This window comes from Vibrio sp. V01_P9A10T6 (assembly GCF_963877065.1).
Lineage (GTDB): Bacteria > Pseudomonadota > Gammaproteobacteria > Enterobacterales > Vibrionaceae > Vibrio > Vibrio anguillarum.
Genome location: NZ_CAWNTB010000087.1, coordinates 1 through 24,685 on the forward strand (window position 1 = coordinate 1; position 24,685 = coordinate 24,685).

The 24,685-nt window shown below is 44.0% G+C and carries 18 protein-coding genes; 6 read left to right on the top strand and 12 right to left on the bottom strand.

What is annotated here, in order from left to right; genetic code table 11:
- Positions 1 to 112 precede the first annotated feature (112 nt).
- Entirely contained in the window at positions 113 to 1,126 is a 1,014-nt protein-coding gene (locus AACQ21_RS04725) for a trypsin-like serine protease (RefSeq protein ID WP_105976808.1), read from the bottom strand.
- A gap of 568 nt (positions 1,127 to 1,694) precedes the next feature.
- On the opposite strand from AACQ21_RS04725, the gene AACQ21_RS04730 reads away from it, so the two are divergent.
- Positions 1,695 to 4,250, top strand: coding sequence for a hypothetical protein (locus AACQ21_RS04730; protein ID WP_105976809.1), 2,556 nt, complete (start codon positions 1,695 to 1,697; stop codon positions 4,248 to 4,250).
- 10 nt (positions 4,251 to 4,260) lie between these two features.
- Positions 4,261 to 5,001 (top strand): cysteine hydrolase, encoded by a 741-nt coding sequence (locus AACQ21_RS04735; protein WP_258174207.1) that lies wholly within the window; start codon positions 4,261 to 4,263, stop codon positions 4,999 to 5,001.
- Positions 5,002 to 5,190: 189 nt separating this feature from the next.
- Here AACQ21_RS04735 and AACQ21_RS04740 read toward each other — a convergent pair whose 3' ends face one another.
- Positions 5,191 to 6,123: a LysR family transcriptional regulator gene (locus tag AACQ21_RS04740; RefSeq protein WP_105976810.1), complete on the bottom strand. Its 933-nt coding sequence runs from the start codon at positions 6,121 to 6,123 to the stop codon at positions 5,191 to 5,193.
- A 112-nt stretch (positions 6,124 to 6,235) separates the two neighbouring features.
- Here AACQ21_RS04740 and AACQ21_RS04745 point away from each other — a divergent pair, with 112 nt between their 5' ends.
- On the top strand, positions 6,236 to 7,360 hold the full coding sequence (locus AACQ21_RS04745) for a VarG family subclass B1-like metallo-beta-lactamase (protein WP_105976811.1): 1,125 nt from the start codon (positions 6,236 to 6,238) through the stop codon (positions 7,358 to 7,360).
- A 40-nt stretch (positions 7,361 to 7,400) separates the two neighbouring features.
- On the opposite strand, the gene AACQ21_RS04750 is transcribed toward AACQ21_RS04745, so the two are convergent.
- The 8 genes from AACQ21_RS04750 to AACQ21_RS04785 form a co-directional block, all read right to left on the bottom strand.
- Positions 7,401 to 8,414: a LacI family DNA-binding transcriptional regulator gene (locus AACQ21_RS04750; RefSeq protein ID WP_026027775.1), complete on the bottom strand. Its 1,014-nt coding sequence runs from the start codon at positions 8,412 to 8,414 to the stop codon at positions 7,401 to 7,403.
- 63 nt (positions 8,415 to 8,477) lie between these two features.
- Complete coding sequence (locus AACQ21_RS04755; protein ID WP_105976812.1) at positions 8,478 to 11,078, bottom strand: glycoside hydrolase family 3 protein; 2,601 nt, start codon at positions 11,076 to 11,078, stop codon at positions 8,478 to 8,480.
- The gene (locus tag AACQ21_RS04760; protein ID WP_013868152.1) at positions 11,078 to 12,172 is read right to left on the bottom strand and encodes an ABC transporter ATP-binding protein; all 1,095 of its coding nucleotides are present in this window, start codon (positions 12,170 to 12,172) and stop codon (positions 11,078 to 11,080) included. The genes AACQ21_RS04755 and AACQ21_RS04760 overlap by 1 nt, the downstream gene beginning before the upstream one ends.
- A gap of 80 nt (positions 12,173 to 12,252) precedes the next feature.
- Complete coding sequence (locus AACQ21_RS04765; RefSeq protein ID WP_017044900.1) at positions 12,253 to 13,119, bottom strand: carbohydrate ABC transporter permease; 867 nt, start codon at positions 13,117 to 13,119, stop codon at positions 12,253 to 12,255.
- A 4-nt stretch (positions 13,120 to 13,123) separates the two neighbouring features.
- Entirely contained in the window at positions 13,124 to 14,110 is a 987-nt protein-coding gene (locus tag AACQ21_RS04770; protein ID WP_105976813.1) for a carbohydrate ABC transporter permease, read from the bottom strand.
- Positions 14,111 to 14,205: 95 nt separating this feature from the next.
- Complete coding sequence (locus AACQ21_RS04775; protein WP_064626495.1) at positions 14,206 to 15,453, bottom strand: extracellular solute-binding protein; 1,248 nt, start codon at positions 15,451 to 15,453, stop codon at positions 14,206 to 14,208.
- Between the two features lie 30 nt (positions 15,454 to 15,483).
- Complete coding sequence (locus AACQ21_RS04780; RefSeq protein ID WP_017050242.1) at positions 15,484 to 16,491, bottom strand: LacI family DNA-binding transcriptional regulator; 1,008 nt, start codon at positions 16,489 to 16,491, stop codon at positions 15,484 to 15,486.
- 337 nt (positions 16,492 to 16,828) lie between these two features.
- Positions 16,829 to 18,067 carry a carbohydrate porin gene (locus AACQ21_RS04785; protein ID WP_105976814.1) on the bottom strand — a complete coding sequence of 413 codons (1,239 nt, stop codon included), beginning with the start codon at positions 18,065 to 18,067 and terminating at the stop codon, positions 16,829 to 16,831.
- A gap of 460 nt (positions 18,068 to 18,527) precedes the next feature.
- Here AACQ21_RS04785 and AACQ21_RS04790 point away from each other — a divergent pair, with 460 nt between their 5' ends.
- The 3 genes from AACQ21_RS04790 to AACQ21_RS04800 all read left to right on the top strand — a co-directional run bounded on the left by AACQ21_RS04790 (position 18,528) and on the right by AACQ21_RS04800 (position 21,306).
- Positions 18,528 to 19,862: an MATE family efflux transporter gene (locus AACQ21_RS04790; RefSeq protein WP_026027774.1), complete on the top strand. Its 1,335-nt coding sequence runs from the start codon at positions 18,528 to 18,530 to the stop codon at positions 19,860 to 19,862.
- Between the two features lie 99 nt (positions 19,863 to 19,961).
- Positions 19,962 to 20,591: a chemotaxis protein gene (locus AACQ21_RS04795; protein WP_105976815.1), complete on the top strand. Its 630-nt coding sequence runs from the start codon at positions 19,962 to 19,964 to the stop codon at positions 20,589 to 20,591.
- Positions 20,569 to 21,306, top strand: a complete 738-nt coding sequence (locus AACQ21_RS04800; protein ID WP_013868161.1) for an MBL fold metallo-hydrolase — start codon at positions 20,569 to 20,571, stop codon at positions 21,304 to 21,306. The genes AACQ21_RS04795 and AACQ21_RS04800 overlap by 23 nt, the downstream gene beginning before the upstream one ends.
- Positions 21,307 to 21,348: 42 nt before the next feature.
- Here the strand turns inward: AACQ21_RS04800 and AACQ21_RS04805 are convergent, their stop codons facing one another.
- Together AACQ21_RS04805 and AACQ21_RS04810 are read right to left on the bottom strand one after the other, a co-directional pair.
- Positions 21,349 to 22,593, bottom strand: a complete 1,245-nt coding sequence (locus AACQ21_RS04805) for an MDR family MFS transporter (RefSeq protein WP_026027773.1) — start codon at positions 22,591 to 22,593, stop codon at positions 21,349 to 21,351.
- A gap of 256 nt (positions 22,594 to 22,849) precedes the next feature.
- A complete protein-coding gene (locus AACQ21_RS04810; protein ID WP_105976816.1) occupies positions 22,850 to 24,481 on the bottom strand; it encodes a methyl-accepting chemotaxis protein in 1,632 nt (543 codons plus the stop codon).
- Positions 24,482 to 24,685 lie beyond the last annotated feature (204 nt).

The following is a 24,685-nucleotide window of genomic DNA, read 5'->3' on the forward strand; positions in this document are numbered from 1 at the left end:
CCAATTCCGACGGTTATAATTTTATGTCCTACTAGCCCTAACGAGGGCTAGTCAGTTTAAAAAATAAAAGCAGTGTTTATAAATTATTACCGCTTCTATTTTGTAGGGATAGCTAATCTATTGGGAATACAATTGGGGCATCATGCACTGCCGTACTCACATTTTTTTCCATAGATTTATTTTGAATTTTTTTCACTGTATCAACTATCCAATTAAATACTCCAGGTCTGGTAAAACCAGCATAGAATGTCGCCTGATTATGCACCTGAGAATAGGAATTCACTCCCGTACTGACAACACCATATACCTTTCCTTGGTAAATTAAAGGGCCACCGCTATCCCCCCTAAAAGTAGAATATTTCGTTAGTACAGTACCAAATTCATTGACATTAAATCTAGAATCTGAAGAATCTAATGGTGGATTTTCAATAGCAATAGAATAACGGTTAGGCTTATAGATCCCATGTTCCTGTCTATGTTCATAACCCCTTTCAGCCCAATCACAACTTTCTTGAGCTATTTGAGAATATTCCTGAGTAAAAAAGTTGTTTGAAAAATATTTAGAGCTATGGCATTGAGCCATCTCCACTTCACGCTCATAATCTGGAGAATGTTCCTTTGCAGCAACAATAGCGGGAATAGGCATACGCTTTAGGTTTGAGGTTGAATAGCCGATGGGGAACACTTCTGCACCGAGAGGAATTGACTGATTTGCGACAGGTAAAAACGTAACCCCCTCTGGCATGCTTTCAAGTTCTACGATAGCTATATCATCAAATCCATCTTGGCGTTCGAATAAGTGATTAGCTGTATAGGTTTCTACTATTTTGATTTTAATACCTAGGTGCGGTATACGGCCATTCTCGTCAAGCTCTTGAGCTCTTGAATGTAAAAGATACGCATGATTATCTTTTTGAGCGCCAAGTGCGACACAATGGAGTGCGGTAAGTACTGTTTTTGGCGCAATCAGCGTACCAGTGCAATGTGCGTCTTTTAAATAAACCATGTATGGCGCATCACTTGGTAAGACATCATTACCTTCAACAGCACTAGCAGGCAATGAATAGCCACCTCCCACCAAGGTCAAGCCAATTAATATTGGTTTTGTATATTTTTTATTTTCCATTTAAATTTCCTCTTAATTTTATGATCTTTTAAAGTAAACGACAAAAATAAATTCTCCAGTGCTTACATAGCTTTTCACTAAAAAAACTCACGCAACCTATCGATATTCATAAGATGGTTACGCTATATAAAATCATTATTTTACAGCACGACAGTAATTAAACCACCGTGCATTAGCTTTTACGAATTAAAGATAGTGAAAATAATCTTAACTATGTGATGCTAATATTTATTATTTCCGATAAAAATAGATGAATTAAATCAACATTAACAATGCACAAATGATATAGCCCATATGTCATTTGTGCATATTATCAGACTACAATTATCACATGCGTTAATTTTCTAATTAAATCATTCGTACGGTATTTATCTATGAGTTATTTAACTGGAAAATAGATCCACTTTTAAAAACACTCTATAACACTAATTAATAATTCACCTTCTGTGATATTAATTCATAAAATTAATCTTACTTATGATAATTCACTAGACTTGGTCCTTGTTAGGAATTAATAAACATTTCAGTAACGTTTAATAATAAATAACAGCCAACAAAGGATTGAGATATGAAGTTGCCCAAACTGCTGCTCGTAAGTGCATTTTTTACTACATCCACTACTGCCTTTGAGATTTGCCGAATCGGGGATGAAATCAACGTCCTCGATAACGACTCCATGAGGGCATTACGCAAAGATAATTATTCCTTATTTAGTGACGACATTACAGTTGACGCACTTTTTTCTTCCACGCCAGAACACTTCACTGAATTAAAACCTTCAATTATTGAAGCTAATGAGCTGTATTCAAAATCTTCTTCCTTACTGGATCTAGGCCCTAGCTCAACACTTACCATAGAAGCAGACGCAGCAAAGAGACTGCTGCAAACACTAGGTAGAACAAGTTCAAAATTCGCCACCAGCGCTCTTGAAGTACTTGGCCCTATTGGAGATGCTGCGGCGGTAGGGTTATGGGCAAAAGAGATAGGTAATACATTTAAAGATGAATCCCAAACTTCTTATGATCGATTTGCAACGGTTATGGGGCTAGTGGATTGGTTTGGTGTACTCAAACTACCCGAAAGAGAAATAGACCGAGTGATATTAAGTCACCGCTGGGATGCCATTTCAAGTGGTCAACATTACAGTTTCAACATACACAACGATATTGCCACCCAGCAAGATTTAAGAAACAAGAAACATTGGGCAGAGCTCGCCAGTAAACAAGCGGATTTAGTCACTGAAATAGTCGGTGCGTACGCAAAAGATATCACTCTTAAATATCAATACCATTATCAGGAAATGGTTTACGCACAAGCTAAATTGTCTAACGAGCTTATTAGCGCACTCGATCAAGAGTTACATAAGTATGTTTATACGCTTCTTTCGTTTGACCATAATGGCTCGCGCTTGTTTCCTAGCGACTTAACTAGCGCTTGTGATGCAGAAACTCGAGTGATTGCATCGCTTTATACCAATTCAAACTCCAATAGCTCTTCAAGCACTCCATCGACCTCAGAAGCTAATGGAGCACTTACTAACTTACAACTCTGCCAGCAAAGTGTATTAAGCGGTGTTGTGCAGCGTCTAGATGAGTTACGTACTGGGCATATTGATCAACAGGCGTTTACGCAGGCCTTTAAAACCGTTTTGTCGACCAAGAAGCAGATAGCAAATACAGCAAGCGAACATCTTGAGCACATCAGTTCAGCACTTAAGAAGCAGATAATAATCGATGGCCGACAAGCCGTTGATCGTTTGTTTGATTCTGGTGCTCTAGAAAAATCAACTCAATTTTTTAAAGATCAAGCTAGCCGATATGCGATCGATGAAATGGCGCGTAGTGTTCTTTACCGTCCAGCAACGGCTGATGAGCTCAAAACAAAAACCCTCGTCTTGAATGAAGGCTATAGAAAATGCACCTCATTTGGAGTATTGGCTGGTGATCCTAACTTCCAGGGATGTAGAAAATACGAATGGATACCGGCTGAAACACGAAAATTTGAACCAGCAAAAGACGCAGTTATCAGCCAAATCACTTCTCAGCCACGCCAAAGTTTTCATACAAAGTTCGACGCAGCCATCTTGAATTTGATCAGCATAGGCTGGGATGCGAATCAAGAAGAACAATGGTTTGAACAACAAATCACTCACTATTCGCAGCAGCAGGCCGCCAAAAATAATGCAAAAAAAGACAGCGCTTTAGTGCACAAATGGTTGTTCGGTTCCGATGCGCAGATAAAAGATGAGTGTCCACATAATTGTCAAGGATGGAATGCCGGATACTTAGAGAGGCAAAACATCTCTCAACACTCCTCTTTATCCGACATTAGTCGGTGGTTTGCGGATTATTCAAGCTCTGTATCAAGATACAGAGAAATCAAACTTGCTGAGCTTATTCCTCAAGCCCTAGAAAGCGAGTGGCAAGCGATTCAACTGACTCAATTTTTGAGCTATGCGCACCCTGGCAGCTTTGACTTAGAAAAGCATGCCCCTTTAATGGCTTCAGCCTTAAAAAACTCAACTTTGGATTTGGCTTCTCTTTCCGGAAACTCGCTTCAAATAGCCAAAGAGATCCTAAAAAGAGAGATGATTGAAGCAATAAATCAATCAAAACAAAAAGGCACAGACTGGCTTATCTCTCAGATAGGGGACTTCCATCGATATGCAGCCATCGTCCACCAGCAGCACACCTCTACCGGACATGCCAACGACATGCCAAATGATGTTCTCTTTACTGAAGAGCTTCCTGGCAATGTTCTTCGTTATACAATCTCTCACCTCCCCCCATACAATTATGACCAAAAGTTAGACTCTTCACTGCGAGCGCTCTTTGATCCTCAATCCGTTCTCAATGAAAGATTTTCTGCTCTGGCTAATGCGTCAAATCAACTTAACAACCAACCAGGACGTGAGTGCTACATCAATTTTACTCCTGTCAAAGAAGCACTATTAGATATAAATAGCGACAGTTTACTTGAGTGGATTGCTCCTATACATGAATTAATGTCATCACTCACAAGTCAACAATTGGAAGTACAAGCATCCATTGAATGGGCTGTGAAACAGCAAAGTGACCGTAAAGTGGCTTGTGATCTCAGTCCTAACAACCCTAAGTATTTGTAGGAATAAAACCATGAAACCAATACACACTATGAATAAGAAGTTTTTGACAACACGAGCCCTGCTTACCTTCAGCTTAATCCTTTCTTCAACGCAATCATGGGCAGATGTAGAGGCTTTAAAAAATGACATATTGTCTCGTATAGACAGGGGGGATAAACCCGTTATCCTCATGATTGACATGCAAGAAACGACATCAAAGTTGCCTTGGTTACCAGCACAAGCACCAGGCAATAAAAAAATTTGGAAAAACCAAATAGAAATGTTGAAGTTTGCCAACAAAAACAAGCTTCACGTCTTTGATATCAACTACATTGACCGTTTTTCATTACGAGATAACTATGGTGGAGACAGAAGCCGTTATCTTGAACACAACCCGACCTTTAAAAAGCTCAAATCTGAAATGTATAAGTTTGGACCTGAACGATACCATTATGTAGTGAAAGAAACGGTTGAAATTGATACCAGCTCTCAAAGTAAAATCATTCAATTTATTAACCAAAACCAAATTGATAGTGCAGTCATCATGGGGTTTAACAGTGATTGTTGTGTGCGGCATACTGCTTACGTTCTCTCGAAAGAGCAGCGTATTAACGTTTTGGTTAGCGAAGACATTGTTACTAATAAAGCGAATAAGCCTGGTATTTCTAGCACGTGGACTGAGCTGGGTCTTGATACAGATCCAAACGTTCATATTTTCAGAAAGCAGAAACAGCCTTTTGATTTCAATGCAGCCTGCTATAGTGGTGCTTAAGTTTTTAACTTGGCTTTGTTTAAAGTAAGTAAGGAGTAGCAATATGGTGGAATATCGCTATATTTTGCCCTACTCTGTATCTTATATTTAACAAGCAGTCTTACGCTGCCGATTGTGTGAGGCTTCAAATTTATTGCGATATTCCCAGTTAGAATCCGCTAAAGAAAGAGGCGGCTCAATAAAGTCGCCTCACACCGATTCCCCGATTTCTTCATCCACCATATTTTTTATTTCCTGCCTCACCCACTGGTGGATTGGGCTATTGTGATGAATGAGATGCCAAAATTGTTCAACTCGAAAGTCGGCAGTGTGAAACGGTAAATCGGCCACCGTGATGTCATAACGTCTACCTAGGTGAGAGACCAGACGTCTTGGTAAAGTGGCAATCAGATCAGTGTTAATCAATAACTCCGGCACCATCGAAAAATGTGGCAAAGATGCCACCACTTCGCGCTGATAACCCAGTCTTTTCAGCTCATGATCCATATCCGTTTTGCCCAAGCCATTACCGGAGATGATTAGATGTCGGCTCTGGCAATAGCGCTCTAACGTCATAGGCTGATGAGCCCATTTATGCTGGCAACACATCACTACGGCATAGTTATCATTAAATAAACGCTGTTTAAACACGTTAGTGGGTGACTCATCGGTGGAATACAGTAATAAATCCGCCACCTTTTCCAAGTAATCATGCAGCGGCATAAACGAGTTGTAAGACACAATTTGTAATTTCAAGTTTGGAGCACGCTGTTGAAAACGCGCCAACAATTTCGGCACAATCATCATCATTTCGAAATCCAGCGCCCCTATAGTGAACACGCCTGAGTATTGCCGGGGGTCAAACTCGTCATCTACCAACATATGACGAATGGTATTGAGTGATATTTCCAATTCGCTATAAAGGCGCTCACCTTTTACAGTCAAACGGTACTCATTTTTCACCTTCACCAGCAATGGATCACCAAATTGTTCACGCAAGCGCATCAGAGCTCGACTGACTGCTGGCTGACTCATGTTTAATACTTGAGCGGCCTGACTAATATGCTTATGAATTAATAGCTTTTCTAAAATCGTCAATAAATTTAAGTCAATGCTGCGCAAATTGATTTCGGGGGCGACCATACCATCACCTAATAATTTCGTGCGTAAATGATCTATATACTATAACAAGCATGCATTTTTGATATGTTTGTTTTTCATTTATCTTCTCCTCACCTGATTGAGGAGATAAAAAATGAAACTATCCACCCTAGTTTTAGCCCCTATTGCTGCTGCACTGTTTACTTTTAATGTAAATGCGAAAGGCCATGACCACGACAACCAACATGCGATTTTTTTTCCTGGTGAAACCGTTCAAGACACAGCGAAAATCGTAGTTGAGCCCTCTGCCACTCAGTCTCTGAAACTGGGACAGAAAATCAATAACCTGTATGAGCGCCAATTTGATGAGAGTAAAGCCACCGTTCAAAAATTGGGCAAAAATACCTATTGGATCGGGGTTAATTATTACAACGCTACGGTTGTAGTTAATGAAGACTCAGTATTGTTGATTGATCCGCTAGGCGATGGCCGCATTGATGCTCTTTTTAAAGGAGTTAAATCCATCACCAATAAACCAATTACTACCATTATGTATTCGCACTACCACCTAGATCATGTAGGTGGTGGTAACCAACTGGTTGACTTGATTAAGAAAAATTATCCAAAGGTGGATAATGTCCGTGTTATTGCTAGTCAAACCGTTGCAGACAAGATCAACCACCACGCTGAAGTGGGCGAAAACGGTGTGAAAACGCCTAAAGTTCCAGCGCCAAATGAGGTATACGATTTGAAAAAACCTCAAACGGTCAAATTTGGCTCAATGAAGTTAAAGATGATGGCACCAGAAGGCTCTGGCCATACACCGGATAACACGATGATTCTTATCCCAAGTGATCGTGTGCTGCATTTTGCAGACATGATTAACCCTGATCAACTGCCGTTTTATAATTTCGCGGGAGCAGAGCATTTCCACGGTTACGAAGAGGATCTACAAAGCCTTCTGAGCACACCACTCAGCAAACAGTGGGACTTTATTAACGGCGGCCATGGCAATATCGGTTCAAAACAGGATGTGAAAGATCTGCTGGAATATATTGCGGACATCAGAACTGAAGTGGGCAAGCAGCTAGAAGTCGCGCCCTACACTCCAGTTTTGAGTGACGGAAACCACTTCGTTTGGTTCAAACGCTGGCAAGATGAGATCACTAACAATGTACATACCGCAATGGCGAACAAGTATAGCCACATGTACGGTTTCGATTCAGGTGTGGTGGGAACCCACGCAGCCATGATTTTGGCTGATATGATCGATCACTAATTTCACTCGGATAAAACAGCCCTCTCACGAGGGCTTTTTATTAACGATAGATAGACTTTGTGGACTCTCGCACAATTAAATCGATAGGGGGTAACCTAGCATCGTGCCTCTCACCACTGAGCAAGTTGAGAATGGAATGCGCGCACACCGCACCGATCTCTTCAATTGGTTGACGCAATGTCGTTAGGGCCGGAGTGAAATACTGAGAGACAGGTAAGTCATCAAAACCAATCACTGAAACATCATCTGGCACTCGCACACCGTGATCAGTTAACGCCTTAATGGCACCATAAGCCGTTTGATCATTAGCAGCAAAAATCGCCGAGAAATGGACTTTAGACTGCAACAGTTCAACCGTCTTTTCATACCCACATTCAGAGCTAAAGTCACCTTGTTTAATGAGTTTAGGCATAGGCTTAATTCCCGCTTCACGAAGCGCTTTTTGGTAGCCAGTGAAACGGGCGGTTGAATCAGGCTGATTAGCGAGCCCTTTTATATGAGCAATGTTCACGTGCCCTAATTGCAATAGGTGCAAGGTGGCAATATAACCGCCGAGTACATTGTCCACATTAATGCAACGTACATTATTACTAACAATTTGGTGGCCGACAGCAATGATGGGAATCGATTGAGCATATTTGAGGATTTGATCGCTTTTTAAACTGCCCGTCACTATGATCATTCCATCGACATTGCTTCTAGCAAGATACTCCAGTGCATGTGCTTCCAAGTTTTTCTGCCACTGACCTGTGGCAATCACCAGTGAATACCCTTGGGTCATTAATACCTTCTCCATGTCATTCAGAATTCGACTGGTGTGAGGGCTCTCTGCGTGCTGCACTAATACACCAATAGTCATCGAACGCTTATTGCCTAGATGACTGGTTGGGTAACTAGGTTTGTAGCCAAGGGTTTTAATTGCACGTTCAATATTTTGGCTTTTTTCATCCGATACGTAAGTTGTGCGATTCAAAAAACGAGAGACAGTGCTTGCCGAAACTTCGGCAAGCTTAGCGACATCATAAACAGTGGGTGCTTTCTTTGATTTTCTCATGGCGATGTTTGGCCCTTTAGAAGCACTCCTTCTCCACACAGAGAAGGAGTCTATCGTTTCTTTTTACTGTGTATCCCAACATATATTGGCGATCACAAATTGACACTCACCATTAGTAAATAATGAGAAGGGCGTGTCGAGATGAGTAAAACTTAATCCCTGCTCAGAGAAATGTGAACAAGCAATGTTCACGCGCGCAAAGCTATCATTGATGGTGGAAAAGTAGTGGCTGACGTCCACTTTAACCACGTTATCAATATCCCCCAAACATCCAGGAACAACGGCGCGTTGCAGTGCCAAATAAACAGGTTCTGTTGCCGCTCTGAGCACTTTAATCTCAAAACTGACCACACCATGCGCATTATCGTAATGGCTGAAATCTTCCGCTTGCCCTAGCCCCGTTTGCGCATAAACCATTGCTCCACCCCCCAGAATTTCTACCTCAACGGCGTCTTGCTGCTGCTGGTAGTTATACGGCTTAGTTCGGACAGCACCGAGTTTCATCACGTTGTTGCGTGAGACATCCACGCCCATCCAATGTTCAGCATCCGACACTTTAAGTTGATAATCGCCTATCGTCGCCATAATGCCATACAGATGCTCTGCACGTGTTGCTTGCCATTTTGCTTCTTCTGAGTCGATATCTAAATCAAGGTTATCCAAATCTCGAGTTTGTTTTTTTTCAGCGTAATTAAGCCCATAACCGTATTCAAATAAAGGAGCATGTTCCCCAACAGGAGACTGCTCACATTCAGGCACGACATAATTGGGAATATGAGGAGGAATACGGTTCACACAGGTGCTGCGCTTTTTATTGGGCCAACTGAATGACAAGGTACCAGAGAAGTCGATATTAACTTCACCATTCTCTTTAGCCACTAAAACATCAGTAATGCCACGTCCTTCGCTGCCGGGTAAAAATGCCGCAACAAAAGCATCAGACAAGGATATTTCTTCATTGACAAACAGTGGACGACCGCTAAAGAAAATCGATACCACTTTTACGCCGCGCTTATGAAATGCTTTGATTTTTTCGCTATCTGCTCGGTAGCGACGTTTCAAGGTTGAAAACTCCAAAGATTGCCACGCTTTGATGTCACCCATCATTTCAGAATAAGGATCTTCACCAAACACCACAACCGCAATATCACCCGCTTGCCAATCACCTGCTAATTCTGGATCGTAGCAAACATTATCTATGCCCAATTCGGCTTCTAACGCCATTTTCACTGTGGTGGCTCCGGGGAAATCGGCTAAGTTATTTTCATCCCCTTGCCAAGTGAGGTTCCACCCGCCCGCTTGCTTTTGCAAATCATTGGCACCGCTGCCCGTTAACACAACCTTGCACCCACGTTTGAGCGGTAAAATACCCTTGTTATTTTTCAACAGTACCATCGATTGCTGCACGGCTTGGCGAGCGATAGCACGATGTTCAGAGCAACCAATCAGTGACTGCTGACCAGCCAAAGCTCGCGCTGAAGGATGCGGTTTTTTCCATAAACCCGCGCGCATTTTCACCCGTAAAATACGCGTCACAGCATCATCAATTCGGCTCTGGCTCAGTACTCCACTTTTGGCATCGCTCACCGCCTGACGATAGGCCGATTGCCAATGCTCACGGATAGGGATCATTAAAATATCGTTACCCGCATTGATAGCGTAAGTCGCATTACCATCGGTACATTTACTGACTTCAGAATGACCATGCCAATCGGTTACAACTAATCCATCAAAGCCCATTTGATCTTTCAAAACATCAGTGAGTAGGTACTTACTGCCATGAATTTTGAGGTTGTAATCACCTGAAATGTGCGGTGCGTGATCGTAGTTCGCTTGGTTATCCCACGAATTAAATGAAGACATCACCACTTGCGCACCGGCATTAAGGCCACTGAAATAGCCCATGGCATGCACGTTACGCAGCAGATCTTCACTGTAAGTATTGCTGCCGCGATCAACACCATTCACTGTGCCGCCATCGCCCACCCAATGTTTGACGTTTGAGATCACATGATGCTCACCTTGTAAGTCAATGGCGTCACCTTGCAAACCTGCGACCATTTCACTGGCATAAACATAAGTCACTTCAGGGTCTTCAGAGTAACCTTCATAACAGCGCCCCCAACGCAAATCACGAGGGGTGGCCACGGTTGGTGCAAAGGTCCAATCAATACCCGTCGCGGCGATTTCCAGCGCGGTAATACGGCCAATTTTGCGAATTAAGGCAGGATTGCGCGCGCACCCCAACCCAATATTGTGCGGAAATACGGTTGCGCCAAAGACGTTATTGTGGCCGTGTACTGCGTCAGTCCCCCACATAAACGGAATATGAAATGGGCGACCTTGATAAGCTTTTTCTGCGGCAAACCAGTATTCATCGGCTTTCGCTACCCATTCACTGGCTGGTGCATGTTTATTGCTGTTTGGCCAAGAGCCACCACCATTGAGTACCGTACCAATCTTATAATCGATGATTTCTTGCGGCGTAATATCGCGGATTTCTGGTTGGATAATCTGGCCAATTTTTTCTTCTAAGGTCATCAACCCGACGATCCTTGCTACTTGCTGTTCAATTTCAGGGTCAGCTTTGATTGCTGATTCTATTTTGGGCCAAACGTCGAAATAAGGGGCTTGCTTTATTATTGTCATCGTCTTGTTCACCATTAAAAACTGGCCAATGAGTTTTCACTCAGCGCATCAAAAATATGAATCGCATCTAGGTCGAGATAGAGTGTAACCTTCGTCACCTCTACCTCTGCCGCTTGGGTTTCCACCATCAAAGGCTGGCCTGCAACATGGGTTTTCAACAAAATACTCGCACCGAGCAACTCTTTATCTTTGAGCGTGACGGCAATTGGCAATACACGTTCATGGTTAACTTGTTCTGCGCGTAAGTGAATGTCGGTGGGGCGAATACCGACATGCAGTGCGAGGTTTTTAGACGCATGCGCTTTAAATCGCTCGGGAAGCGGAATAAAGATGTCACCCAGTTGGATAAGCCATTCGCCATCTTGCTGGATAAGTTGTGCATCAAGCATGTTCATCGAAGGGTTACCAATAAACTGCGCCACAAATTTGTTCGCCGGGCGTTGAAATACCTCTGTTGGCGTACCGACTTGCGCAACATAGCCATCTTTGAGGATCACAATGCGATCAGCAAGCGTCATGGCCTCAATTTGATCATGCGTAACATAAATAGTGGTGGTTTTAAGCTGACGATGTAACTGCTTGATCTCTTCGCGCATCACACCACGAAGTTTGGCATCTAAGTTAGAAAGTGGCTCATCAAACAAGAACACTTTTGGCGTACGCACCATGGCACGCCCCATCGCCACGCGTTGGCGTTGACCGCCAGATAACTCTTTAGGCTTACGATCAAGGAGCGGGTCAAGCTCTAACATTTTTGCCGCTTTACGCACTTCCTTATCGATTTCAGTTTTTGGCATGCCTTTTAACTTCAATGCAAACGCGATGTTTTCATACACGCTCATATGTGGGTAAAGCGCATAACTTTGGAACACCATCGCTAAGTCTCTATCTTTGGCATCTACGTTATTCATCCACTTGTCACCAACGTAAATATCACCGGCCGTAATCGACTCCAGACCCGCCAGCATGCGTAATGTGGTTGATTTTCCGCAACCCGATGGGCCAAGAAATACCACAAACTCACCATCATTCACCGTGAAATCAAAATGCCTAACAACATCCACATGACCAAACGACTTCTTAATGTTCTTAAATTCAACTTTTGCCATAATTTTTCTCCTTCACACTGCGCCTTCTTTCAACAAAACCACGCCAGCATGAGTAACTAAAATGAGGGATTAAAGGCCAATTAGCCTTTTACTGCACCGGATGTTAAGCCGCTTATCATCTGTTTGGACGCAAAGAGATAGATAGTCACCAGTGGCAATATAGAAATGGTGGTGCCAAGCATCACCGCACCCCAAGGCGTATTTGGAATGCCTTGCACGCTACGTAACGCCTGAGTAATGACGTAGTTTTCTGGCGATGTGAGCACCACTAACGGGTTCATAAAGCTGTTCCAGAAAAAGACAAACTGTACAATCGCCAGTGTTGCCAATGCAGGTTTCATCAACGGCAAAACAACGCTCCAGTAAGTACGAAACTCTCCCGCGCCATCGAGTTTGGCCGCTTCTAATAACTCTTTAGGAATAGAGGCCATCACGTGTTGGCGCATTAGAAAAATCCCGAACGGAGTAGTGGTAAACGGCAGCCAAACTGCCATGTGGTTATCCATCAAACCCAGAAATTTCACGATCATAAAATAGGGGATCAAGCTCAAGACGGGTGGGATCATCATGGAAGCCACCAACATGCCAAATAGCGCGTTCTTACCTTTGAACTGAAACACAGCAAATGCGTAACCGCCCATACTGCAAAACAACAGTGAGATAGTGGTGCCTAAAAAGGCAATGTAGATAGAGTTAAACATCGCCTGCCAAAACGGCATAATCTGCAACAGCTTTGCATAGTTAATGGCTAAGCTATCCCCAATGGCAAAGCTGATGCCTGAACCGAAGATTTCCGTACGATCGCGCGTTGACAGCAGCGCCGACCACAAAAATGGGAAAACAGTGATCAACGCCGAGACAATCAATACAACCGCCAGTAGCGCCATCATTACTTTAGTGATGAGTTCAATGCTGCGATCACTGAGTTTTAAAGCGTGGATTGACATGCTATTACTCCCCCAACCCTTTTTTACCAAAGAAGAAAAACTGAATCGCAGTACAAGTTGCAATCAGCGCAAACAGCAGCCAAGAAATAGCGGATGCCGTGCCCATCTCTAGCCACTCCCAACCCACTTTGTAGAGATACATTGAGATGGTTAAGCCCGCTTGGCCTACGCCTCCGGTGCCGCGCGTTAATACAAACGGTTCTTCAAACAGTTGTAAGTTGCCAATGATGGTCATGGTGACGGCAAAGAAAACGAAAGGGCGAATCATCGGCAGTGAGATATTCCAAAAACGGCGAAAAGCGTTAGCGCCATCCATCCGCGCGGCCTCTAAAATTTCTTTGGGAATGGTCATTAAACCTGTGGTGTACAACACGATGTTAAAACCGGTGTATTTCCAAAAAACCATGATGGCAATCGAGGGTTTGATCATGTTGGCATCATCTAACCAACGGATAGGCTGATACTCATTAAGCCAAGAAAATGCCCAGCCAAAGACACTGCTATCAGCTAAAGCCATTAAGCTTTGATTGATGATGCCCGAATTGGGTGAATACATATTGAAGAAGATGAGCGACGCCGCCACCGTTGAGGTAATGAATGGCAAAAAATAAGCGGATGTCAGCCAATGACGCAGCCGATCGCCCAATGAAACCAAAATATAGGCCACTGGAATAGCCACTAAATGTTGAGCGATGCCCGAAGTTATCGCCAACCACAATGTATTGCTTAATGAACGCCACAACCAAGGGTCGGTCAATGCAACTTGGTAGTTATCAAATCCCACATAATTCATGGCGGCAACCCCTTCGACGGGGTTCCACGCATGAAAAGAGAGATAGACAGAAAACAGGAGAGGAAAAACTCCAAAAACAGAAAAAATAATCAAAAACGGCAATAGAAACCCGTACGGTGTAAGCGCTTTCAAACTCAGGTGAGAAAAAAAACGTCGACCCGATGGCGCTTGCACAGCGTTGCTCGTAACGTGATTCATAATAACGACCTCTTAGGCATAACATCATGCCTTCTATAACTTACGCTTAGTGAACCACCAGCACCGCTGGCGGTTCTTTTTTAATGATGACCGTGCTATTGCATATTACGGGTACGACGCTGAATTAAACGTTCTGCATCTTTCAGTGCGGCTTTGATGTCTTTGCCTTCATCCAACACTTCCATCAGTGCATTTTCTAAGATGATAGAACGAGCCACATGGTCGCCTTTCGCAGGCGCGACTGGTTTGATGTTTTTTGCCACATTCGCAAACAACAAACGCGCTTTTTGACCACCTAGAAACTCAATTTCTTCCTTGAACATTGGGTCATCGTAAGTCGTGACATTAGAGGGGAACGCGGCAATCGTTTCGAACGCTTTAAGCTGCACATCACGGTTGGTTGTCATGTACTCAATCAGCTTCCACGCGTCATCTTGATGTTTTGATTGAGTAGGGATTGAGAGAAATGAACCGCCCCAACTGCCGTAAATACCATCAGGAAGGTTTGATACGGCCCATTTTCCTGCTGTATCTGGCGCAATCCAGTTTTTCAGATGTCCGAGTAACCACGCTCCAGAAAGCTGAGTGGCAAAAGTGCCGTTACGGAAACCTTCATACCATTCGTTAGACCATGCCAAAATTCGGCCATCTAGCCCTTTTTCACGAATCGTTTTTGCCACTTCAAATGCATGTACAAAACGTTCGGAAGTGACGACTGAATTTCCCTTACTATCAAAATACAATCCTTCGCCGTCAGGAACCGTGGTAAAAATGATCGCTTGTGCTACATCAGCGGCGGATGCAATCAGCTGTACGTTTTGTTTCTTCAATATTTCACCGGCTTTGATATAAGAGTCCCAATCTTTTATCGCTTGATTGATGTCAATCCCCGCCTTTTCAAACACATCGGTTCGGTAGTACATCACGCCTGGGCCAAGGTCGACAGGAATGCCATACATATGGCCATCACCACCCTTGCCTTGTGCCCAAGCATAAGGTGCGAAACGGTCTTGGAATTTGTCCGCGCCATATTTTTCCGACAAATTGACTAAGCCACCGGAGGCAACAAAGGGGCCAATTTTCTCTACATCAACCACAATCACATCCCCCGCTCCGGATCCTGTGGCAAGGTTCGTCGTCAGCTTGGTGTGGTGGTCGCCGTGGTTATTCATTAAATAGTCAACCTTGATACCACTCTTTTGTTCAAAGTCCGGCAATAAGACTTTCAAACTGCTATCAAAGTCGGGGAAACCGTCTAAACGGATGGTGTGGTCGGCAGCATATGTAAGCGAAGAAAATCCTAAAGCCACGGCGCTTGATAGCACTAAGGTCTTAAATTTCATGATTCATCCTTAATATCTTTATTGTTAGGTTTATAGGGTGTTGAGTAAATTTTTGACGGAGTCTCGTATCACCAACGAAGGGGATAATTTGAAGTTCACGTCGCGTTTGTTTTTGTGCAGCTTTTGAATAACGAGCTGAACCGCTTCTAAGCTCATCTGTTCAAGAGGGAAATTCACGGTCGTCAACGCTGGGGTGAGGTAACGCGCGAATAAAATATCGTCAAATCCAACCAAGGATATGTGTTGTGGTATTTGCAACCCGACACGGCGCAACTCTTCAAATGCACCAAATGCCATATGATCGTTTGAAGCAAATACGGCGCTAAATTCACAGTGACGCATCAGTAATTTGCGCATCGCTTTGACGCCGGATTCTTCGGTAAAACCAGCTTCAGACACGAGCGCTTCTTCATAGTCAAGCCCAGCCTCTTCCAACGCTTTTCGGTAGCCTTGCAAACGGCCTCGCGCATCAGATTTATCCAATGGCCCAGTAATGCAAGCAATTCGTTGATGACCCTGACTGAGTAAATACTGTGTCGCCAAAAAGCCACCTATCTCGTTATCAATGTCAATACAGCTGCTGGCCATTTCAGGAATAAAACGGTTCACTAGCACCAAATGAACCCCTTGTTGATCCAATTCAATCAAGTAGTCATCGGTTAGATGTTGGGTATGAAGAATTAATGCATCGACTCGGCGACCTAGCAGAAATTGCACCGACTCTTTTTGTCCTTGCTCTGTGTTCGAGCCTGCCGTCACGACGACGTGGTAGCCAAACTTACGCAGTTGCTCTTCAATGTTATGCAAAATGCTTGAATAAAAAGGGCCCCCTAATTCCGGTACTATGATGCCGATGCTCCCCGTACGGCTTGAGGCCAGTGCTTGAGCAATAGAATTGGGGCGGTAACCAAGATCTTTAATCGCCTTTTCGACTCTGAGTTTTTTATCGTGGCTAACACGGCTAGTTCCATTAATCACCCGCGACACCGTCGCTTGCGATACACCTGCATGATCAGACACATCTTTAATTGTCGCCACTCTCGCCTCACAACATTACTGACAAAACCAACAAGAAACCGCTTTCATGAGCTAGTATTCAAGATATCCCCTCGCTTTAGCGTGAGAGAAATCACATCGAACTAGGCACACAAATGACAATTATCTAAACATTGAAAGCCACAGCAGTTTCCCAGGCAGCCATGAAACTGTTTCATGGCAATCGGAAGAGAGAAAAAGATGGTGGCCGATTACCGTAAATAAAAAAGGGCCACTAATGTGGCCCGAAAGCGTAAGTGTATCGCTGGAGGTTAAAAACCACGGCAGGCATCGAGCGAGCCATGGAAAAAGAATGGACAGTTAATGATCAAATATGGGGTTACCACCACGCTTCCCACATCGCGCCAATCGTTACCGTATCTGGGTTACTTGCGGCTTTAAATAGGCCGTCTTTGTCGATCACAGTTTCGTTATCGGCATCACCCAAAGTGGCATAGAAACGGAGCATTGGTCGAGCGCCTGCACCTTTACCAAACGAAATGTTCTGCGATAGTGTCACTTTCCAAGAAGAGTTGGTGGCGTCGATGTTGTCAAAATCCACAACATCATAGCCAGCTTCTAACCACGTTGAGTTGGTCTCATCCCAAAAATACATCGGGCGAACCAACACGTTGTAGTTAGTACGGTCATACTGTTTGTATGCACCATCTTCGTAGGCTTGATAAGCCGCTAGGTATTCAATCGCCGCATTGTCACCTAGAGCCTTACTCCCATCAAAGCTCACCAGCAGCGCTGATTGATTCTCTGTTTTCCAAAAAACACTGTCTTTGGCGTTATCAGCATAACGCACCACCAAACGGTCATCCCCAAACTTCAATTCACCCGCCACTTGATACGCGTTGAGTTTTTTGGCCGTTGGATCCGAATTGTCATCAAAGCCGTAGTTAGCATAAATGCTGAGATTGGTTGTATCAGAAAATTGAATGCCGTGGATTTTGGTGGTCAATGCGTAATTACCATCTGGATGATCGCTAGGAGAAGCCCCCGTTGCACTGACGACACTGGCGTCGAATTTAATGCCTCCTAGATTAAGGTTGTAGAAACCACCACCTTGCCCATCATGCGTCATCCAAAAATAATCGTTCAAATTCGTTGAAATACGTTGGTGAAAGTCTCGACCAGCCCATACATAAAGTTCAGGTTGGCTTTCAAAAATGTTGGTTCCGCCAGCGTAAGCTTTAGGCACACCCACCTCATCACCCCAATGGTTGAACATCACCACCACATCCCAAATAGCACCGCTGTCACTGACGAATCCTTTACCAAATTGGAACTCACCACCGTTACCTTCGTTTCCTAAACGGCCTGTTGAGTTACCGTTTAAACGGCCATTGGTTTCAACCAGTTTGACATCGCCATTTTGGTAGGCTGCGCCATAGCGAGCATAACCAGAAAATACGATACCCGCAGAAACGTTTATATCTGGTGTCAGCACCAGTGGTTGTTGATCTTGATCCAACACCTCAGGATTTGGCATTGGATCGTTGGCAAAAGAAGGAGCAGAAGAGAGTACGGCAGCCACAGCTAGGGATAGAGGTAGAAGCTTATAATTTTTCATGTTAAGTCCTATTAATCACTTGGTTTGTTTTTGTTCTGTGGTCAGTTTAAAAAATGAAACAAGTGAAAATTAGGTGTCGCTTCACAGCGCGCTCGACTGCTTTTGGCGATGAAACTGAGGAAGAGCGTTATTGTTATTTTTTATTAACACCATCAATACATTAAACGCAAATTGATTCACAAAACAGAAATGAAATCGGTTTCATTTCATAGAAATAGGACGAGTTCATCACGAGATTAACGCTCAAGCATTCACCAAATGGTTAGGATTTTATGAAATATTTCATCAATATGATGATTTTCATGTCATTGCACGGAACAACTCGATGGGGATGGGCGTCGCTCTCTTCACATATAGCTGTTAACATACTCAACGCACATAACGTACAAACCATTCTGAGCTTGTTTTTCACCGCACAGGCCACATATTAAAACCTCTACCCATATAGTTGAGCCGAGCAATGTCAAACACCACCCCGTTATCTCCACCTTCACTCACGCGCCAACTCTTGCAAATGACTTGGCCGATGATGTTTGGTGTGCTGTCCCTCATGAGCTTCCAACTGGTCGATAGTGCGTTTATCGGCCAACTTGGCGTGTTACCCCTTGCCGCGCAAGGGTTTACATTACCCATTCAGATGATCATTATTGGCCTTCAGGTTGGGCTTGGCATTGCGACCACAGCGGTGATTGCTCGCGCATTGGGTGCGAACCAAATTCGCTACGCGAAGCAGCTTGGTGGGTTAGTCGTCACTATTGGCAGCATTGGGGTTGCTCTGTTTTCAGTGATTATCTATTTACTGCGTCACCCCATCTTAGCGCTACTCAGCGCTCCTGAATCTGTGTATCAGATCGTCGACAGCTACTGGATTTATTGGTTAGTCAGTGCTTGGGTGGGCGCGGTGCTGTACTTTTTATACAGCCTGTGTCGAGCCAATGGCAATACCATGTTGCCGGGTACTATGATGATGGTCACCAGCATTTTAAACCTGATTTTAGACCCTATTTTTATCTTCACTTTTGATTTGGGTATTGAAGGCGCGGCGCTGGCGACTATTTTAGCCTTTGGGATTGGCGTGTTCGTGGTTGCGCCAAAAGTGTCGAAAAGGCACTGGATGCTGTTTGATTGGTCAGATTTGGATGTAGGGAAAAGTATTCGCTCTATCAGCCATATCATGGGGCCGGCCATGATAAGCCAGCTTCTTCCACCGCTTTCTTCGATGCTGGCAACCAAACTATTGGCCAGTTTCGGCACCGCAGCTGTCGCGGCATGGGCGTTAGGATCTCGTTTTGAGTTTTTTGCGATGGTCGCAATATTGGCATTAACTATGTCGATGCCACCGATGGTGGGTCGTTTGCTTGGCGCAGGCCAATTGCAAGACATTCGAAAATTGGTTCGTGTTGCGTGCCAATTTATTCTTGGGTTTCAGCTCATCATCGCCGTAGTGACCTATCTATTATCCGGCCACCTTGCAGCGCTGATGACCAGCGAACAAAGTGTCGAATCCATTTTGCACTGGCACTTAATGATCGTGCCAATCAGTTTAGGGCCGCTTGGTATCTGCATGTTAATGGTCTCGGTTTCTAATGCGTTGGCAAAATCATACACCGCCTTAACCATTTCCGCGCTGCGCCTGTTTGTGTTCTTCTTGCCCTGTTTATGGGTTGGCGCTCAAATAGCGGCGCTGCATGGCCTGTTTATCGGGGCGTTGGTCGGTAATATCCTCGCAGGCCTTGCCGCGTGGGCGATGTACCAACGTGCACTTCGGCAAGTTGAGCAGCAGAAAAACCATTGAGTTTGGGTAACACAGAGCCCAAACGAGTAATCTAGTCTCAAAAATATGAATCTGGTCTATAGTTAACACACGTTAAGTTGATGAATATTTTCGATAACTATGGACAACAAACCGGTTTTCGTAATTGCGGCGGAAGTGGCAGCAGAGCTAAACCAAAGCGTACTCATTGCAAAAAAATTACTGCTTGTCGCCAGCAATGCCAGAGCTCTGGCTCTGCGTGCGGGCGAAAGTGCCGCAGGTTTTCGGCCAATTACTGATTCGATTGACGATTTAGTCCGCGTCACGCTAGAGGCGTCGCACACCATCAACTTGAAGGCGCAGCGTATCAGCCAACTCGCAACCGCAAGGACTCGTGCACGCGCTGCGCTTGAACGTTTTGAAAATGTGTATATACAAGCGTATAACGCTCGGCATTTACACAGTTTGGATGTCGTACATCATCAGAACCAAGAGGAATATAGCAAACTCAGTCACAGTTTCTACTCTGAAGCTCAAAACCTGCACGAGTTATTGCAAACCTTATACGACAACCTGCGCATTGCACAAATCATCTCGATCATGCTGAGCGTGGAAGCCTCTCAAGCAGATGAGCGATATCAAGCTCAACTGCAAAGCATTGCGAATAACGTCGCTGAACTGGCAAAAGAAATTCAAGCTCACGTCATGCTATCGCTCAAAACATTCTCTCTCTTTTCTCAGGTGAACTATGCAATCAAAAATACTATTTGAACGCGGCCATCATCGCTGGGTGATGTTTGCTCGCGATCCAAACAAACCAGAAAAAATCATTGATACCAACCAATATATGATAGTCAATCGTGATCAAGCGATATTGCTAGACCCCGGTGGAATTGAACTGTTTTCGGCGATGCTCGGTTGCGTCGTGAAAGAAGTGCCGATTGAACATATCAAGCATCTTTTTGCCTCTCACCAAGATCCAGACATCATCTCTTCCCTCGGTTTATGGGATAAAGCACTGCCCAGTGCAACATTACATTCACCTTGGTTGTGGGAAGGGTTTATCCGCCATTTTGGTATGGAGTCAATTCAATTCTCCCCCATCAAAGATGAAGGTGGAAAAGTGTCCTTATCAGGTCACGACCTGCACTTTATCCCAGCACATTACATGCACTCTTCTGGTAACTTTTCGGTTTACGACCCTGATGCAAAAATATTGATGTCTGGCGATATTGGTGCCGCGCTCGACAGCCCTAACGCCTCTTTTTTTGTAGAAGATTTTCAAAGCCATATTCCAAAAATGACTTATTTTCATCAACGTTGGATGCCATCTAACCGCGCCAAAAGTGATTGGATTGAGCGAGTCAGCCAGCTGGATATTGAGATGATGTGTCCGCAACATGGCGCTATTTTTCGGGGCGATGATGTTCAACGATTTTTGGAATGGCTAGATAAGCTGGAAGTTGGCGTAGCGATAAAAAAATAGCGATGGTAAGGCTCTCGATGAGAGCCTTACAAAAAGAACAAATTAAGCTTGAGTAATGGGTTCACGCTCGACCGTATCGGGCTGATGCTCTGCTACCCAGTAAAGCCAAATCATCACTAAGCACAGCACAAAGCAAAGACCAAACAGCCAGTTTGAATTGAGGTATCCAATCACCGCCCCCCCAACTAGTGGCGCAATCGCAAAACCTAACGAATAAAGCGCGGCGGCACCAAAGTAAGAACCACGCAAATGGGCGGGAGCCATGCGGTCTATTTGTACGTTTAAGGTTGGAAAAGCAATGACTTCGCCCATACTCAAAACAAAGCAAGCCAGCGCCCAACCAATCGGTAAATCTGCAGGGGTAAACAGAAAGCCGAGTTGCGCAAGCCCCATCAATAACATGCCGATCCGAGTTCGTACAAACAACGGGACGTTTTCCAACCACTTCAGCATTGGGAACTGGAAGATGATAATGGTCATGGTATTTACCAGCACTAACCCTGCGACAATTTGCGCTGCATCGGCGGCACTGGTGCGTACAATCACTTGTGGAATAGACGATTCTACCTGCCCATAGATGAACATCATGATGAAGTTCGCCACCATCAACTTCACAAAAATATTATCTTTACTGATCACTCTTAACGTCGAAGAAAAATTAGGCAAACCAGAGCGATCGGGTTTGGTGTAGCGCCCTTTACGTTCAATACCGAGCAGCAGCCAAAAGCCAAACAATAAATACGTGCCGCCGGTAAAGAAAAAGAGAGTTTGTGGATGAGAAAGCCCAAACGTAATCCCAAGCAGTGGCCCAATGGCACCACCTAGATTGAGTAGGAAATAGCGGATGTTAAGCGCCAGCTCGCGATCTTTCAAATTCGGCAAGTTATCACCAATCACCGCTTTGCCCGGCGCTTCAATCATTGGTCGCATTAAACCGGTAAGGACAATAAGCACGTAAAATTGCCAGATTTGATCAGCCACACCAATGCCACTGTAGGCAAATGCAGCCATCACACTGCCAAGAACCATCACCCACTTGCGACCAAATTTGTCGGAAAGATACCCTGAATACAGCCCAGTAATTGCTCCTACAACAGCAGAGGTCGCCAGCATTCCACCCACTTCAATCGGCGATGCACCATAATCTTGGTAAAGAAACACGATCAAAAATGGCCATGCCATGAAAAAACTGGTACGAGCAATCAATGTTCCGGTTAATACCGTCCACACTGAAAAATTAAACCTTTTTACCCTTTCTAAACGAAATAAGCTTTCCTCTTTCGCCATAAAAACACTCCTTACTTTCAGCCACTTGACCATGCGTTCACACGATGAACATCACATTTCTAGTTCTTATTGGGTCAATATATGAAGATAATGTTAATAAAGATAGTGTTTTTTATACGAGGGAGATCGAATCATAAAAACAAACAGATAACCCCAAAAAACCTAGTTATTTCGGATGGTTAGATATTCTTTGATTCATAAAAAAACCGCATAACCTTTCGAGTTATGCGGTTGAGACTAGGAAATAGTAGTCGATTTATAGTTTGAAGAAGGCGAGCTGCGCTTTTTGCTTCTCGGCCAATTGTGACAGTTCGGCACTGGCACTGGCGCTCTGGCTGATACCCGTTACGTTTTGATTTACAAGCTCAGACATATTAACCACGTTACGGTTAATATCTTGCGTGACTTGCGACTGCTCTTCTGCCGCAGTCGCCACTTGGGTATTTGAATCATTGATGTCTGAAACCGATTCCGTGATCCCAACGAGTGCATCATTTGCTCGTTGCGTTAACTCACCGTTACGCGCAAGCATCTCAATGCTGGTTTGCATGCTATCGTTTGCAAGAATCGATTGGCTTTGCAGCTCTTCAATGATAACTCGAATCTCTTTAGTTGAACTCTCAGTACGTGCAGCAAGCATGCGAACTTCATCAGCCACGACCGCAAAACCACGACCAGTCTCACCTGCACGTGCCGCTTCAATAGCCGCATTCAGTGCCAATAAGTTGGTTTGCTCAGAGACACCTCGGATCACTTCAACGACATCGTTGATCTGCTCTGATTGCTCTTTTAGACGCAGAACTACGCTCGCAGCATGATTCAGCGCTTCTGACATTTGTAAGCTCGCTTGGGCGCTCTCTTTAAAAATAGCTAAGCCTGATTTAGCAAGTTCATCCGCTTCGCGAGCGGTTGAATCAGCGACCGTTGCGTTATCACTCACGTTGTTTGCTGTGCTCGCAAGTTCATTCACCGCCGACGCAACTTGTTCAATTTCACTCAACTCTTGTTGTGCATTTGACTCTGCTTGCGTCATCACCGCAGCCAGCTCGGTTGAAGCTGACGCCACTTCTTCACTAATTCGATTCAGATGGTCAACGGTAGCATGTAACTGAGAGGCCGTCGTATTGACATCATTACTCAGCATTGCGACCTCGTTTTTACCATCAACGTCTAAACGAATGGTTAAATCGCCTTGCGCTAATTCACGCATCACAGCTTGCAGCTTCTGAATCGGAGCCACAATCATATTTGAGAGGATCCAAGCCACCACAAGAGATAACGCAAGTACAGACAGTACAGTAAACATCGCAGTGTTCATTGCGCTCTGTTCATGTGCTGCAATTTTATCCAATGCTTGATCTGCTTGCTGCTTAACTTTTTTACTCAGGTCAGAAACAGCACTGAGCATATCATGACCTGTTTCTCTAAATTCGGAAATGTATGACATGTATTCAGTTTCAGATACAGCGCCTTGATCATACCGTTCCAATAATGCCAACATTTGGTTTGAAAGAGTTACGTATTCATCCACACGGCTAAGAATATGAGAAACATCACCTTGATATATTGACTCTTTTTGCAAATTTTTCAGTTGTGTGGCAATGTCATTTTTCGTTTGTTTTAACTCGAGTGGAAGCTCCTTACGATAGCGTTGGTCAATAATCGAATACAGTGCATTAATGCGCATCAAGTTAATATCATCGACTACAAATACGGACAATGTCTCCTCATTTTCTTGAACGGTACTTCTTACAGCCGTAGCCTCAAACTGATCATGCTCTAAATTATTTTTTGTAATCCACAGAGCGACTACTAAGGCAAATGTGGTAATTAAAACAGGAAGCAGTACCTGAACTCGGATAGGCAAATCTTTCAGTGAAAAGTGCATAAATCTCTCTAAAATGTAGCGGTGGCCATAAAACCAAAAGGTAATGCACTGTAATTTATGCTAGATGAAAGCGGCTAATGAATATTTATAAAATTATAAATAAAGAACAAACTCAATAAAAACAAACAACTAGATTTGACAAAGTGATTCTTTTCATCTTTTTTTACAAATTGATATAAAAATGACCACTCGATGAGTGGCCAT